Source organism: Pseudoalteromonas sp. Angola-7, assembly GCF_028599255.1.
GTDB classification, from domain to species: Bacteria; Pseudomonadota; Gammaproteobacteria; order Enterobacterales; family Alteromonadaceae; genus Pseudoalteromonas; species Pseudoalteromonas atlantica.
Map to the genome: position 1 here is coordinate 371108 of NZ_JAQREL010000002.1, position 16169 is coordinate 387276.

A 16169-nucleotide genomic window follows, 5' to 3' on the forward strand; every position below is an offset into this window, starting at 1 on the left:
TATTTTCCTGAGTAAAAATCAAGTTACTCAGCTTTTTATTACTACTTATACTAAATAAACACTGAATACATATGAACCAATTTTTACTTCTTTTCTTTAATATAAAAAAACGAGCCAAATTAGGCTCGTTTTTCTTTTACTGATAGCTGACAGCTAAAAACTGACCGCTGCTCTTTTACTCTGGCTCATACCCCAAATTAGGCGATAGCCATCTTTCTGCCTCTGTGAGCGTCATACTAGTTCGCTTGGCATAATCTTCTACCTGATCCTTTTGCACAGCGGCTACGGCGTAGTATTTTGCCTCAGGATGTGAGAAATACCAACCCGAAACCGCAGCCCCTGGCCACATGGCGTATGAGCTGGTGAGCTGCATGCCAATGCGTTTTTCGGTATCGAGTAACTGCCAAATTTTCTTTTTCTCGGTGTGCTCTGGGCACGCTGGGTAACCAGGCGCTGGGCGAATACCTTGGTAGTTTTCGCGAATTAGCTCATCGTTACTTAAGTTTTCATCGGCTGCGTAACCCCAATACTCTTTGCGCACTTGTTCGTGCAAGTATTCTGCAAACGCCTCGGCAAGCCTGTCGGCAACCGCTTTTACCATTATTTTATTGTAGTCATCTTGCTTGGCATCGAACGCGTCGGCTAGGTCGTCTTCTTCTAAGCCGCCCGTTACTGCAAACGCGCCAAAGTAATCAGGTGTGCCTTTTGGCGCAATGTAGTCGGCTAAACAATAGTTAGCAAAGTCGGTTTTTTCGGTTTGCTGGCGTAAATGGCATGAGGTAGTTAACAGCTCTTTGCGGGTTTCGTCGGTGTAAATTTTTATGTCATCACCCACGCGGTTTGCAGGGAATAAACCAATTACACCTAAAGGTTGCAAAGCACCTGACTTTTCAAGGTCGTCGAGCATGTCGTTAGCGTCTTTAAACAAGCTACGTGCTTGCTCGCCAACGACTTCATCGTCCATTATGCGTGGGTATTTACCAGCGATTGACCACGTCATAAAGTATGGGGTCCAATCTATGTATTTACGTAAAGTCGCAATTGATACATTTTTAAATTCGGTCACGCCCAGCTTTTTAGGCACGGGTGGCGTGTAGTTATCCCAATCAAGCTTGGCGGCGTTATCTCGGGCGCGCTGTATGGTAACGGGTTTTGAACGTGGCTTTTTGCGCGCTTGTTGCTCGCGTACTTTTTCGTACTCGGCTTTAGTTTTTTCTAAAAAGGCCGGTTTTAGCTCCTTAGATAATAAGCTCGATACCACGCCCACCGCACGGCTGGCGTTATTTACATACACTACGCCTTTGTCGTACTGCGGCTCAATTTTAACGGCAGTATGCGCTTTAGAGGTAGTTGCACCGCCAATCATAAGGGGTAATTCAAAGCCTCGGCGGGTCATTTCTTTGGCTACGTGTACCATTTCATCAAGCGATGGGGTAATTAAACCCGAAAGGCCGATTATGTCGGCTTTTTCGTCAATCGCGGTTTGCAGTATTTTTTCAGCAGGTACCATTACGCCTAAATCGATTACTTGGTAGTTATTACATTGCAGTACTACGCCTACAATGTTTTTACCAATGTCGTGCACGTCGCCTTTTACGGTTGCCATAACTACTTTACCGTTAGTGGCACCTTCTTCTTTTTCGGCTTCTATGAATGGGTCTAGGTAGGCCACTGCTCGCTTCATTACGCGGGCCGATTTAACAACTTGCGGTAAAAACATTTTACCTGCGCCAAATAAATCCCCTACCACGTTCATGCCATCCATTAATGGCCCTTCAATTACGTGAATAGGTTTATCGGCGGCAGCTCGGCACTCTTCCGTGTCTTCATCTATAAAGGTGGTAATGCCTTTTACAAGGGCGTGCTCTAGGCGTTTTTCAACAGGCCATGTGCGCCACTCTAAATCTTCTACGCGTTCGGCTTGTGCCATGCCTGAAAACTTAGGGGCTATTTCTACTAAGCGCTCACCTGAACCTGGGTCAGTGTTAAGGATTACATCTTCTACGGCTTTGCGAAGTTCCTCGGGGATGTCGTCGTAAACCGCAAGTTGCCCTGCGTTTACAATACCCATATCCATACCCGCTTTTATCGCATGGTATAAAAACACCGAGTGAATCGCTTCACGTACGGGGTTATTACCTCTAAACGAAAACGAGACATTAGACACCCCGCCCGACACTTTACAGTGCGGTAAGTTTTGTTTAATGCGGCGTGTGCCTTCTATAAATTCTACTGCGTAGTTGTCGTGTTCTTCTATACCGGTGGCTACAGCAAATATATTAGGGTCGAATATAATATCCTCCGGCGGAAAACCTATTTCATCGACTAAGATTTTGTAGCTGCGCTCACATATTTCGTACTTTCTATCTGCGGTGTCGGCTTGGCCTTCGGTGTCAAACGCCATAACAACAGCGGCTGCACCAAAGCGTTTAATAATTTTAGCTTGGCGCTTAAATGGCTCTTCGCCTTCTTTAAGCGATATTGAGTTAACAATCGCCTTGCCTTGAATACATTTAAGCCCTGCCTCTATTACATCCCATTTAGAGGAGTCGACCATAATAGGCACTTTAGATATATCGGGCTCTGATGCAATTAAGTTTAAAAACTTAATCATGGCCGCCTTTGAGTCCAACATGGCTTCGTCCATGTTTATATCAATAACTTGGGCGCCATTTTCTACTTGTTCGCGAGCAACATTAAGAGCTGTTTCATAATCTTCTTCCATGATTAAGCGTTTAAACATGGCAGAGCCGGTTACGTTGGTACGCTCACCAACATTGGTAAATACTGCAATTTGCTGTGTCATGTTGGCTCCTAGTTTAAGTTACAGGCTTCAAGGCCTGATAAACGCATGCGTATATCAAGCTCTGGTAATGGGCGAGGTTTAACCCCTTCAAGCCCTTTGGCAAACGCACGAATATGCGCAGGCGTAGTACCACAGCAACCACCAACAATATTTATAAAGCCCGATTTACCCCAATCTATAATCTCGGCGGCCATGTCCTCTGCTTCTAGGTCGTACTCACCAAATTCGTTAGGTAAACCCGCATTAGGGTGCACTGAGGTAAAGGTTTCGCACACGCGCGAAAGCTCTTCTACGTATTGGCGTAGTAAATCGGGGCCAAGGGCGCAGTTAAGGCCAATCGAAATAGGTTTTATATGGCGAATAGAGTTATAAAATGCTTCGGTTGTTTGCCCCGAAAGCGTACGTCCTGAGGCATCGGTAATGGTGCCCGAGATCATTACAGGTAATGTGCGCCCTGCTTGATCAAATGCTTCTTCTACTGCGAATGAGGCTGCTTTTGCATTGAGGGTATCAAATATGGTTTCAATAAGTATTAAATCAGCGCCGCCTTCCATTAATGCAAGAGTAGACTCAACATACGCAGTAACCAGCTTATCAAAGGTAATATTACGATAGCCTGGGTCGTTTACATCTGGCGAGATAGAACAAGTTTTAGAGGTTGGCCCTAACACACCGGCTACATAGCGTGGCTTTTCTGGGTTTTTAGCAGTGAACTCGTCACATATTGCGCGTGCAAGTTTGGCCGACTCTAGGTTTACCTCACGGCTTATGCTTGCCATGTCGTAATCTTCCATCGAAATGGTGGTTGAATTAAAGGTATTGGTTTCAATAATATCTGCACCGGCGGCTAAAAAGCTGCGGTGTATATCAGCAATTAACTCGGGCTTGGTAAGGCTTAATAAATCGTTATTGCCTTTTATTAGCACGTGCCAGTCTTTAAAGCGCTCACCGCGGTAGTCTTCTTCTTCAAGCTTGTGAGTTTGGATCATAGTGCCCATTGCACCATCTAAAATTAAAATACGCTGTTTTAGCGCAGCGCTTAATTCGCTTTGCTTATTTTTGTTTGGCACGTTATTCGGCATAGTTGTTAGTCCTCACATCTTGGCTAACTAAATTAATATCATAAGGTGTAGTTTGGTACACGTAGTAATTTAACCAGTTCGAAAAAAGCAAAAAGGCATGGCTTTGCCACGTTTTTGACGGCTTTTTACTTGCATCGTTATTTGGAAAATAGTTTTCGGGTTTTGGCGCGTCTGGGCTTTTTTGTAAATCGCGTTCGTACTCTGCTTTTAATGTGTCGGCATCGTATTCTGGGTGGCCGGTTATAAACACTTGGCTGCCCGACTTATTTTTCATTAAGTAAGCACCTACTTTTTCAGAGCCTGCCAATACCACTATATCGTCGCAGGCGTTTATTTTATTTATATCAATGTGGCCATAACGTGAGTGCGGCACTAAAAAGGTATCGTCGAAGCCACGAGTAAGTGCTCCGTGATCAAAATAACACTGGTGGGTAAACACGCCACAGAGTTTATCTTCTTTTAAATCACGCTTTAAATTGTAACGATGATACAACGCCGCATGCGCCGCCCAGCATGAGTAAAGTGTGGAAGTAACGTGCTGCTCTGCCCAATCAATAATCACTTTTAGCTCATCCCAGTAGGCTACATCGTCGTATTCAAGGTGTGCTAGTGGCGCGCCGGTAACAATTAACGCATCGTAGTTATTGTCTTTTACTTCTGAAAAATAACGATAAAAAGTATCTAGGTGCTCTTCTGAATTGCTACTGCTGCGGTGCGTATCTAGGCGTAATAGTTCTACATTTACTTGCAAAGGAGAATTAGCAAGCAAACGAATAAACTGTACTTCGGTTTCTACTTTATTAGGCATTAAATTTAAAATAGCCAAACGCATTGGGCGAATTTCTTGCGTTTTTGCACGGCTTTTTGGCATTACAAACACGTTTTCTTCACGTAAACGGGCAATAGCCGGTAGCTCGTCTTTCACTGTAATTGGCATATTTTTACTCCTACTCATAAAAACCGAGAATTTATACGCTCTCATTATGAACAGAATGCTAAAAATATCAACCTCTAGATGTATAGATGTCTAAATGAAATTTATTCATGGTTTTATACTTTGCTAACAAGTGTGCTTTAGCGCTTTAAAACCCGCCATTCGTTGACTGTTTCACCCGTGAGCCACTACAATACAACATTGAAATTTTTATTATTATTTGAAGGCTTTCCTCCATGGTTTTACCTGATAAGTTTATATTCTCGATGAGTCGAGTATCTAAAGTTGTGCCACCTAAGCGCACAATTTTAAAAGATATTTCGTTGCACTTTTTCCCTGGCGCTAAAATTGGCGTGCTAGGTTTAAATGGTGCTGGTAAATCTACATTACTTCGCATTATGGCCGGTGTTGACCAAGACTTTGAAGGTGAAGCTCGCCCTCAACCGGGTACTAAAATTGGTTACTTACCGCAAGAGCCAGTACTGGATGAAAGCAAAACAGTACGCGAAATAGTTGAAGAAGCTGTTGGCGAAGTAAAACATGCCCTTAACCGCCTTGACGAAGTGTACAACGAGTACGCAATGGAAGACGCTGACTTTGACGCCCTAGCAAAAGAGCAAGGCGAGCTTGAAGCGATTATTCAAGCGCACGATGGTCACAACATCGATAACGTTTTAGAGCGCGCTGCCGATGCACTTCGTTTACCTGAGTGGGATGCTAAAATTGAGCACCTTTCAGGTGGTGAGCGCCGCCGTGTTGCTATTTGTCGTTTATTACTCGAAAAGCCAGATATGCTTATTCTCGATGAGCCTACTAACCACTTAGATGCTGAGTCGGTTGCTTGGCTTGAGCGCTTCTTACACGATTACGAAGGCACTGTTGTGGCGGTAACGCATGACCGTTACTTCCTTGATAATGTAGCTGGCTGGATACTAGAGCTTGACCGTGGTGAAGGTATTCCATGGGAAGGTAACTACTCTTCTTGGCTTGAACAAAAAGATGCGCGCTTACAACAAGAACAAAAATCTGAAAAAGCACGTCAAAAATCAATTGCTCAAGAGCTTGAGTGGGTACGTTCAAACCCTAAAGGTCGTCAAGCTAAGTCTAAAGCGCGTATGGCGCAGTTTAGCGAGCTACAGCAGTCTGATTACCAAAAGCGTAACGAAACTAACGAGCTATTTATTCCACCTGGTCCGCGTTTAGGCGACCAAGTGCTTGAAGTTAATAACTTACGTAAGAGTTTTGGCGATCGTGTTTTAATCGACGATTTAAGCTTTAGCATGCCAAAAGGTGCCATTGTGGGCATTATTGGTGCCAATGGCGCGGGTAAATCAACCCTATTTAAAATGCTAAGTGGCGAAGAACAACCAGATAGCGGCAGCATTAGTGTAGGTGAAACTGTAGAGCTTGCAACGGTTGATCAGTTCCGTGGCAATATGGACGAAAGCAAAACCGTATTCCAAGAAATATCTGACGGTCAAGACGTGCTAAAAATTGGTAACTTTGAGTTCCCAAGCCGTGCATACGTTAGCCGCTTTAACTTTAAAGGTAACGATCAGCAAAAGTTTGTAAAAGACTTATCCGGTGGTGAGCGTAACCGTTTACACCTTGCTAAGCTTTTAAAAGCCGGTGGTAACGTAGTACTACTGGATGAGCCAACCAATGACCTTGATGTTGAAACACTTCGCGCACTTGAGAACGCTATTTTAGAGTTCCCAGGCTGTGTAATGTGTATATCGCATGACCGTTGGTTCCTCGACCGTATTGCAACGCATATTTTAGATTACCGCGACGAAGGCCAAATTAACTTCTTCGATGGTAACTACACTGAATACGAAGAATGGCTTAAAAAGACCTTAGGCGCAGAAGCTGCACAACCTAAGCGTATTAAGTACAAAAAAATTGGTTAATTGTTAACTGATATAACAAACCCTGCATTTATGCGGGGTTTTTTTATGCCATTTTTTATCGCTATGCGCTATTTCCCGCTATGCTTGATTTAAATATTACAATAAAGGCAATTCGTTTTATGGAAAATCGACGTCAGTTCTCGCGTATTCTTTTTTCAACCGCGGCCCAATTAGAATTTGCAGGAGAGAGCTACCCATGCAAATTACTTGATGTATCTTTACATGGCGCACTCATTACTAAATGCGCGGCGTTTAGTGGCACCAAAAATAGCGAAGCCACCTTGCGCTTTACCTTGCCACAAAGCGATATAGAAATAAAAATGGAGGTGCTTATTTGCCACATAGAAGATGAACACATCGGTCTTAATTGCCACCATATTGATATAAACAGTATTACCTATTTAAAACGATTAGTTGAACTTAATTTAGCCGATGAACAATTACTTCATCGCGAGCTTGCCTCATTGATTGAATAGCAGCAATAGACTCCCTTAGTTAAGTTTATTACCATAGCGCAAACTTTATTATTGATACGGTTATGCGCCTAAACCCTCACTTACCTTTGGTCTATCACAGTAATTATTCGTTTAGCTTTGATCCTAAGCACCGATTTGTAATGAGTAAATTTGCTCATTTATACGAGCAGGTTAAAGGTTTAGGCATTGCAGGTAATAATTTAGTTGAGCCTATTTTGGGCTCCCCCGAGCCACTTGAACTGGTACACTGCGAAAACTACATTCACGACTTATGGCATAACCGCCTAGACGAAAAAGCCATGCGCCGTATTGGCTTACCTTGGTCGCAACCGCTAATGAACCGTACATTCACCGCACCACAAGGCACGTTACAAACTGCACGCTTAGCATTAAAGCATGGCTTAGCCTGTCATTTAGCAGGCGGTACGCACCATGCACACACTGATTTTGGCTCAGGTTTTTGTATGGTGAACGACTTAGCCTTTACCGCGCAAACATTAATTCAAAGCAATGAAGTGACCAACGTGCTCATTTTTGATTTAGACGTACACCAAGGCGATGGCACAGCTGCAATGCTTGCGCATCAGCCGTATGCGTATACCTGCTCTATACACTGCGAAAAAAACTTCCCGTTTAAAAAATCCCCCAGCGATTTAGACATCGGCCTTGCTAATAATATGCAAGACGCAGAATACTTAGGCATTGTGGATGACACCCTGCAGTTTTTATTAAAAGAACTCAACCCCGATTTAGTCCTATACGATGCCGGTGTAGATATTTGGCAAGACGATGGCTTAGGTAAACTAGATATAAGCTGGGACGGCATTAAACAGCGTGACCATTTAGTGTTTAAGCGCTGCCTTGAACATAACACCGCTATTGCCAGTGTTATTGGCGGCGGTTACGACAGAAACCATACGCGTTTAGCAAAGCGCCATGCAATAGTGATTGAGCAGGCCGCTGGTTTTTAATGAAATGAAATAACTTAATTCACGTTCTTATTAATATTAAAAAAATAATAAGAACGAACCATGAGAAAACTAATTACTGCAATTACACTGATTTTATTAAGCTTTATAAGCTCTGCACAGCAACTCGCTGATGATGACTCATTACCACTATTGCCTGCAATAACGTTAAACATGGCTGATGGTTCGTCCGTTCACACACAAGATTTATTAGGCCAACCCTACGTTTTACATTTTTGGGCTACGTGGTGCCCATATTGTAAAAAGCTGCAACCAGCACTTGAAAAAATAAAACACAAAGGCTTAAAGGTCATTGCGGTAAGCTTTCAAGAAGACGACGATGCCACCCCCGCCAAAGCAATAATTGATAGAGGGTATACATTTAAAACAGCTATTAAAGCCGATGCCATAGCAAAACAATTAGGAATAAGAGGCACACCCACTACCTTATTTATTAATAAAGCTGGGCGTATAATTTATTTAACGAACACTTCAAACCCTGAAGACGAAAACCTACACGTATATGCCAGAACTTTATTACACGAAGTAAGAAACTAAGTGCATAAATACATCTTAATTACAGGCTTACTTAGCCTAACAATAAATCACCAGCTTAGCGCACTATATACTACAATTTAAGCTCATAAATTAATGAGATTATTATGCGTTTATTACTTACTTTGTTGATCATTACTATAAGCGGATGCGCTTTTGCTGAGCAAGAGGCAGCAGAATTGCCCCCGCTCAACCCCAAATACAATGCTGAGCATGCAATAGCACTGGTGAATAAAGGTTCGGGAATTTATGCATTTAACTTACCTGGCTACAAATTACCGCACGATGTACAAGTGGTGTATAGGATTAAAAACCCCGATGTAGCGTTTTTAGATGTTGTACGCAACGCAGAACTTATAACGCTAAAGCCCAAACCGTTTAATATTCAACGTTTAATGCGCGGTGAAGCAATAACTATTACCGCCGATGTGTACGAAGGCAATTACAAAAAAGCAGGTAGCCTAATTTACACAAACAGAACTGTAGAACTGAGTAAACAGCTATATGCCCGCCAATTAAAAGACTTAGCACAGCCAACTCAATGGCAAGAATACGATATGATTGATTTAGGCAGCACTGAACGTATTTATATTCATAAAATTAGCCAAGCACCTAGTTTCAACCACCTAATTTTTGTAGATTTGGTAAATGCCTGCATGCAAAAGTTTAGAACCTCAACTCTCCTTCCTAGCCAGAATGAGTTAACATATAAATTTATAAATTGCGGTACATTAAAGCCCTTGTTTTACGAAGCAGCAAGTTTAAAAAATAGCTTAATAAGCATACTCAGCAATTATGTTTATACCTTCTTGCATGACTTCCTCTGACTGGCCAGCAAAGCCTAGACGCAAGTAGCTAAAGTGTTTAGGTTTTAAGCTTCTATAAGAGTCGCAGAAATAAAACTCTGATTCTGTTTGCAAATAAATACTGTGTTTGTGTAGGTACTTTTTAATATTAGCCGTATCTATGTTTAAGTTAATCCACATTGCCATCCCACCATCGGGCTTTTTAAACTCAAGAGGTAATCCTTTAGCCTGCAGTGCTTTTAACGACTTATCCATTGCTTCATATCGCTGTTTATAAAGCTTTGTCATGCGTTTTAAATGACGTTCAAATGCGCCTTCTTTCATAAAGTGCGCTAAAGCTAATTGCATAACCACATCATTTTTATGATTCATTAACTGCTTCCACGCATTAAGCTGTGCGATAACATCAGGGGCAGCGCAAATGTAACCGATTCTGGCTGCGGAAAACATAATTTTGGAGAATGTAGAAAGGTAAATAACTATACCCGCAGGGTCATCCGCCGCCATTGGTTGTAACGGGTGACATTGGTAATGAAACTCATGGTCATAGTCATCCTCTATAATCATTACGCCATGTTGGTAACATAACTGATAAATTTGCATACGCCGTGTAGGCGATAAAGTAACAGTTGTCGGGTACTGATGCAGCGGTGTTAAGTACATCATTTTAATTGAGAAGCGGCTAAGTTGCGCTTTCAAATCATCAATACATAAACCGTATTCATCTTGTTTTATATCTACTATTTGTGCGCCACATGCCGCAAAAGCTTTACGGGCTGGTGGATACCCTAACGTTTCTACAGCAACAAAATCGTTAGTGCTAATAAATGCTTTCGAGATTAAAAATAGTGCTTCTTGTGAGCCATTACACACAAGTAAGTCGTTTGTTTTTAAGTTACGCGCTTTATATAAGTAATTGCTTATTTGCACTTTTAACTCACTCACACCGCTTATATCACCATAATGAAATTTACTGGTATCTACATGGTTAAAAACATGGCTTAAGGAGCGTTTAAATTCTTTATATGGGAAGCAATTAAGATCTGGGAGGCCACCTGCAAAATTATACTTATAATTATTTAAATTCATTGCAGGAGCTGGAACTGCTAGCTCTTTAGCAAATTTATAGGCTTTAGGTGTTAAGGCTGGCACTTGCTTAGTATTAGCGCTGCCTTGGATAGGTAAAGTTTGCGTTACCTTATAACCGCTACGCTCATGAGACTCTAACCATCCCTCAGCTACTAATAGTTGTAAAGCATTCATTATTGTATGACGGTTTAACTGGTAAGTTTGCGCCATTTCTCTGGCTGAGCTGAGCTTAGCGCCTACCGCAATATCGCCTTTAATAATTGCGCTACGAAGTGCTTGCGCTAGCTGCAAATACTTTGCTTTGCGTTGCTCATTAAATTCAATATTAATCGGCTGCATACGCTTCCTTAATCTGGTATAGGTAAAAGTTACATTCTGGTTGTTTTTACCAACCCAAATAAGCGTACATTTGTTGCTCACAAATAGCAAAAATGGAGCCATTAATGTTTAATCTGCAAACACATAAAACAAACAAGGTCATTTTAGAGCCATTAAACCATAAGCACCTAAATGGATTATATAAGGCGGGCCAGCACCCTAATGTATGGCAGTGGGTATTAAGCAATTACACTAAAAGCCCTGCAATACTACACGAATGGTTTTTAACTCAGGCGCAATTTAATAAAAACGAACAAGTTGTTTTTGCCATTATTGATAAAAACACACAGCAAGTAGTGGGCACAACACGGTTATTTAAGTTAGATACACATAATTTAAGCGCTGAGATTGGTCATACATTTATTAGTAATGACTGGCAGCGAACTTACATAAATACACACGCTAAGTATTTACTGCTTAAATACGCGTTTGATGAGCTTAATTTAGTGAGAATTACATTTAATACTCATGAAAAAAATCAAAAATCACGTAACGCAATTACTCGTTTAGGCGCCCATTTTGAAGGACTCGCTTATAAAGATAGAAAGCTTAATGATGGTAGCTATAGAAACACAGCAAAATTTAGCATAGTTGATGAGCAGTGGCCGAGTATAAAATTACAACTAGAGGAGAGGCTTTAATGTACCCACCGATGCATTTTCAAGAAAATGATATCAAACGCTTAAAGGCATTGGTTGAGCAATTTCCGCTAGCGAGTATTTTAATGCCCAGCTCGCAAAGTGGCTTAAATACTATATGCCATGTACCTGTATTATATGAGCACTCACGTAATGTATTTATTGCACACGTAGCAAAAAATAACCCGTTAACGCAATGTGATGAACACTCTGTAAAATTACTTTTTAATGGTGACAATTGTTACCTATCTCCCTCTTATAGCAATAATAAAACACTGCCGAGCTGGCTTTACTCATCTGTGCAAATAACTGCAAAGGTAGTGATTATTAAAAGTGATATTGAGAAAGAAAAAATAATGAATCAACTAACAACCCATTTTGAGCAACCCTTTAAGCCCATGTGGAATATTAATCACGTGCCCATACGCAGTCGCCAAGTAATGTATCAACAATTAAGCTTTATAGAGTTTACTCCCACTCATTGGAGTGGAAACTTTAAGCTAAGCCAAAATAAATCACCTGATGTAAGAGCCCGTATAAAACAAAGCCTAGAACTTGCCAACAAGCACTCTATTGCCCAGCTATTTTAGGCATAAAAAAAGGCCCTTTCGAGCCTTTGGATTAACTTTGGAAATGTAAAGTTTTAAAATTATATTAGTGTAAGCAGTTGTGGCGCTGCGCTGTGGTAGTCAACGGCCATGGCTATACTGAGTGCTGTAATATTTATAATAGAAAAAGCAAACACTTGGCGTGCCCAGCTTGTTAAATTAACATTACGGCGATAGCCACGCAGTGCCATAAGTAACCACCAAAAACTGGTAATACACGCCACAGCCATAAAGGCGGCGCCCGTGTAGCCACTTATTGGTAACAGCATGACGACTAAAGCGTATACAGCAATATAAAGTACGATATGACGTTTCGCTTTATCAATCCCTTGCGCTACAGGTAATACAGGAATACCTGCGGCTTGGTAATCTTTAAAGCGAAAAATAGCAATGGCATATGAGTGCGGCATTTGCCACAAACTAAACATAACTAGCAGTATTAATGCGCCCATATCGAACTGCCCTGTTACGGCGCAGTAACCTACAACAGGGGGCACAGCGCCTGAAAGGCTGCCTACAAACGTGCCATAAACAGAGTTGCGTTTCATGTAAAGGCTATAAACCCCAACATAAATAACATAACCAAACACTGCAAAAAATACCGCGGCTTGTGTGGTGTAAGCAATGAGTAAACCAAAACCTACAACCCCCAACAAAACCCCGTGACTCAGTGCAGCAAAGGCCGACATTTCGCCTGTTACTGTAACCCGCGTACGCGTACGTGCCATGGCTACATCTATATCTCTATCAATAACATTGTTGATAGCACAGCCCGATGCAACCACAAGCGACAGGCCAATAAGCGTAACAACCATTAGCCATGGGTCTATATCTCCGCGAGAGGCAAGCAAAAAACCGCCTGCAACGCTGATAAGGTTGCCCATAATAATGCCCGGCTTAGTCACTGATAAATAACGACGAAACATCTTCAACTCCTAGTACATCATCATTGCGTTAGATTCGTAAATTATCCAAACCGATAACCCAACAACCATGACGATAATTAGGGCGCTGAATAAAAATGAGAAGGTACTTGCACGGCCATCTTCTGTCGTAAAATTAAGGTGTAAAAAGTATTTTAAGTGCACCCAAATTTGTACAATAGCTAAAGTAACAATGCTCCAAAGCGTAGTTACTTTTGAAAAGTCGCCTTCCATAACCATGTAAAACGGTATGGCGGTTAAAATTATTGATAGCACAAAGCCTATTAAGTAAGTTTTAACACTGCCATGAGATTCATCATGGTGCTCGTTTTGCATTTGCTTTAACGCGTGCGCTTCGCTGTGGCTCATTACATTGCTCCCATTAAATAAACAACGGTAAATACACAAATCCAAACAATGTCTAAGAAGTGCCAAAATAGGCTTAGGCAGCTTAAGCGTGTCACTGTTTGTTTACCTAAACCACGTTTAGCCACTTCTATCATCATAATACTCATCCAAATAAGACCCGCAGTTACGTGTAAACCATGTAAGCCTACTAACGAGAAAAATGAGGTTAAAAAAGCACTTTGTTGCGGGCCATTACCATGCACAATTAGGTGATGAAATTCGTAAATTTCCATGCCTATAAACACAGCACCTAAACAAAAGGTGATAAACAACCAGGTGAGTGTTAGTGCCTTTTTTTGCCCTTGTGCGGCAATCATGGCAAAGCCAAAAGTAATACTACTAATAAGTAGCGCAGCGGTTTCTACTGCAACAAAGTCGAGTTCAAAAATATCTTTACCTGATACACCACCGGCTGTGTTCATAAACAGCACGGCGTAAGTGGCAAAAAACGAGGCAAATAATAGGCAATCGGTCATTAGGTATAACCAAAAGCCAAATATCGTATCGCCCGATGTGTCGTGATGATCATGCGCGTGGGCATGATCATCGTGCGATACAGAGTCTAAATTTGCAGATTCTAGATTTGCAGAAAGTGTACTCACGCGTTTAGCTCCTTATTTCCACTTGAATTATACGCAGCTTCAGTGCGTGCAATTTCATCTGGCTGTATGTAGTAATCAACATCATTGGTGTAACAACGCTTAATAAATATGGCAATTCCACCCACTAGCCCTACTACAGCTAACCACCAAATATGCCAGATCATGGCAAAACAAAATGCCGTTAGGCTAGCTGCCATCAACACACCTGCTGAGGTATTTTTAGGCATATGAATTGGGCTGTAACTTGCTTTTGTTTGATAAGCTTGGCCTTTTTCTTTTGCCTCAGTCCATGCATCAATGTCATCAACGTGAGGAATAGTGGCAAAATTATACACTTGTGGAGGTGAGCTAGTTGCCCATTCTAGTGTATGGCCGTTCCACGGATCGCCAGTTGCATCGTCAAGTGCTTCACGGTCTCTAAAGCTTACAAATAGTTGAATTGCTTGACTGATAATACCAAACATAATAATGACAGCACCGCCTGCGGCAATGTATAACCACATGTTCCAATCTGGGTTGTTAGTGTGGTTTAAACGACGTGTCATACCTAAGAAACCAAGTACATACAACGGCATAAACGCCACGAAGAAACCAACTATCCAACACCAAAATGATGCTTTACCCCATTTTTCGTTAAGCTTAAAGCCCATTGCTTTAGGGAACCAAAATACAAAACCAGCAAGGTAGCCAAATACTGCGCCACCAATAATAGTGTTATGAAAATGCGCAATTAAGAATAAACTGTTATGCAACACGTAATCGGCACCCGGAATAGCCAGTAGTACGCCGGTCATACCGCCTACAGTAAAGGTAATCATAAAACCAAGTGTCCAAAGCACCGGAACGCTAATACGTAAACGGCCTCGGTAAATGGTAAATAACCAGTTAAATAATTTAACCCCAGTTGGTACGGCAATAACCATGGTCATTACCCCAAAGAACGCATTAACGTTTGCACTGGATCCCATGGTGAAAAAGTGATGTAGCCAAACAATAAAACCTAGAATTGAGATAGCACCGCTGGCATAAACCATCGATTTGTAACCAAATAAACGTTTACCGGCAAAGGTTGAGATAATTTCAGAAAAAATACCAAACGCAGGCAGTACTAAAATATAAACCTCAGGGTGACCCCACGCCCAAAACAGGTTGATGTACATCATGGCGTTACCGCCCAATTCATTGGTAAAGAAGTGGAAATCGAGATAGCGGTCAAGCGTTAGCATTGCAAGTACAGCAGTTAAAATTGGGAATGATGCTGCAATTAAGATGTTTGCCCATGTACATGCCCATGTAAAAATTGGCATTTTCATTAGGGTCATACCTGGGGCACGCATTTTAAACACTGTAACTAAAAAGTTTACTGCAGTTAAAAGCGTACCGAGCCCGGATATTTGCAAGGCCCATATATAATAATCGACCCCCACCCCAGGGCTAAAGGTCAGCTCCGAAAGCGGCGGATACGCCACCCAACCTGTTTTTGCAAACTCACCAAATACAAGCGACAAGTTAATTAAAATGGCACCGCTGGCTGTAAACCAAAAACTTAGGTTGTTTAAAAATGGAAAAGCGACATCGCGTGCACCAATTTGCAGTGGCAATACAATGTTCATTAGGCCAATCATAAATGGCATAGCCATAAATATGATCATGATAACGCCGTGCGCTGTAAATATTTGGTCGTAATGCTCAGGAGGCAAATAACCTGGTGCACCACTGGTAGCAAGTGCTAACTGCGAACGCATCATTATTGCATCAGAAAAACCACGAAACAGCATTATTAGTGCTAAAAAAATGTACATTACGCCTAAGCGTTTATGATCAACAGAGGTGATCCAGTCGTGCCAAAGCACGCCCCACTTTTTATATTTAGTAATAAGCCCGGCAATAATAAGCCCGGCAATCGCTATCACCGTCATGGTAACCATTATAATTGGCTCATGAAACGGAATTGCGTCGAGTGAAAGTTTACCTAAAAACGACATT

15 protein-coding genes are annotated in these 16169 nt (G+C 41.7%); 7 read left to right on the forward strand and 8 right to left on the reverse strand.

The genetic code is table 11. The features are described from left to right. Positions 1–175 precede the first annotated feature (175 nt). The 3 genes from metH to metA are packed head-to-tail and all read right to left on the reverse strand — an operon-like array spanning position 176 to position 4825. Positions 176–2806, reverse strand: coding sequence for a methionine synthase (gene metH, locus PSH50_RS04290; protein ID WP_273609312.1), 2631 nt, complete (start codon positions 2804–2806; stop codon positions 176–178). 8 nt (positions 2807–2814) lie between these two features. Next, positions 2815–3888 carry a homocysteine S-methyltransferase family protein gene (locus tag PSH50_RS04295; protein WP_273609313.1) on the reverse strand — a complete coding sequence of 358 codons (1074 nt, stop codon included), beginning with the start codon at positions 3886–3888 and terminating at the stop codon, positions 2815–2817. After that, positions 3878–4825: a homoserine O-succinyltransferase gene (gene metA / locus PSH50_RS04300; RefSeq protein WP_273609314.1), complete on the reverse strand. Its 948-nt coding sequence runs from the start codon at positions 4823–4825 to the stop codon at positions 3878–3880. Before metA ends, PSH50_RS04295 begins: the two co-directional genes overlap by 11 nt. A gap of 233 nt (positions 4826–5058) precedes the next feature. Between metA and ettA the strand changes: the two genes are divergently transcribed. The 5 genes from ettA (at position 5059) to PSH50_RS04325 (ending at position 9558) form a co-directional block, all read left to right on the forward strand. After that, positions 5059–6732 carry an energy-dependent translational throttle protein EttA gene (gene ettA / locus PSH50_RS04305; protein WP_029773845.1) on the forward strand — a complete coding sequence of 558 codons (1674 nt, stop codon included), beginning with the start codon at positions 5059–5061 and terminating at the stop codon, positions 6730–6732. A 119-nt stretch (positions 6733–6851) separates the two neighbouring features. After that, complete coding sequence (locus PSH50_RS04310; protein WP_273609315.1) at positions 6852–7208, forward strand: PilZ domain-containing protein; 357 nt, start codon at positions 6852–6854, stop codon at positions 7206–7208. Between the two features lie 62 nt (positions 7209–7270). Further along, positions 7271–8179 carry a histone deacetylase gene (locus PSH50_RS04315; RefSeq protein WP_273609316.1) on the forward strand — a complete coding sequence of 303 codons (909 nt, stop codon included), beginning with the start codon at positions 7271–7273 and terminating at the stop codon, positions 8177–8179. Between the two features lie 60 nt (positions 8180–8239). Further along, the gene (locus PSH50_RS04320; RefSeq protein ID WP_273609317.1) at positions 8240–8734 is read left to right on the forward strand and encodes a TlpA disulfide reductase family protein; all 495 of its coding nucleotides are present in this window, start codon (positions 8240–8242) and stop codon (positions 8732–8734) included. 104 nt (positions 8735–8838) lie between these two features. After that, the gene (locus PSH50_RS04325; RefSeq protein WP_273609318.1) at positions 8839–9558 is read left to right on the forward strand and encodes a hypothetical protein; all 720 of its coding nucleotides are present in this window, start codon (positions 8839–8841) and stop codon (positions 9556–9558) included. Here the strand turns inward: PSH50_RS04325 and PSH50_RS04330 are convergent. Beyond that, positions 9505–10965, reverse strand: coding sequence for a PLP-dependent aminotransferase family protein (locus PSH50_RS04330; protein ID WP_273609319.1), 1461 nt, complete (start codon positions 10963–10965; stop codon positions 9505–9507). The genes PSH50_RS04325 and PSH50_RS04330 overlap by 54 nt on opposite strands. Positions 10966–11069: 104 nt before the next feature. On the opposite strand from PSH50_RS04330, the gene PSH50_RS04335 reads away from it, so the two are divergent. Both PSH50_RS04335 and PSH50_RS04340 read left to right on the forward strand, forming a co-directional pair. After that, on the forward strand, positions 11070–11645 hold the full coding sequence (locus PSH50_RS04335; protein WP_273609320.1) for a GNAT family N-acetyltransferase: 576 nt from the start codon (positions 11070–11072) through the stop codon (positions 11643–11645). Then, positions 11645–12232 (forward strand): FMN-binding negative transcriptional regulator, encoded by a 588-nt coding sequence (locus PSH50_RS04340; protein ID WP_273609321.1) that lies wholly within the window; start codon positions 11645–11647, stop codon positions 12230–12232. Before PSH50_RS04335 ends, PSH50_RS04340 begins: the two co-directional genes overlap by 1 nt. Positions 12233–12291: 59 nt before the next feature. Here the strand turns inward: PSH50_RS04340 and cyoE are convergent, their stop codons facing one another. The 4 genes from cyoE to cyoB are packed head-to-tail and all read right to left on the reverse strand — an operon-like array spanning position 12292 to position 16168. Continuing rightward, positions 12292–13176 (reverse strand): heme o synthase, encoded by an 885-nt coding sequence (gene cyoE, locus PSH50_RS04345; protein ID WP_273609322.1) that lies wholly within the window; start codon positions 13174–13176, stop codon positions 12292–12294. Positions 13177–13185: 9 nt separating this feature from the next. After that, positions 13186–13542 (reverse strand): cytochrome o ubiquinol oxidase subunit IV, encoded by a 357-nt coding sequence (gene cyoD / locus PSH50_RS04350; protein WP_004587444.1) that lies wholly within the window; start codon positions 13540–13542, stop codon positions 13186–13188. Further along, positions 13542–14183, reverse strand: coding sequence for a cytochrome o ubiquinol oxidase subunit III (gene cyoC, locus PSH50_RS04355; RefSeq protein ID WP_273609323.1), 642 nt, complete (start codon positions 14181–14183; stop codon positions 13542–13544). The genes cyoD and cyoC overlap by 1 nt, the downstream gene beginning before the upstream one ends. Then, complete coding sequence (cyoB, locus tag PSH50_RS04360; RefSeq protein WP_273609324.1) at positions 14180–16168, reverse strand: cytochrome o ubiquinol oxidase subunit I; 1989 nt, start codon at positions 16166–16168, stop codon at positions 14180–14182. The genes cyoC and cyoB overlap by 4 nt, the downstream gene beginning before the upstream one ends. Between the last annotated feature and the right edge of the window lies 1 nt (position 16169).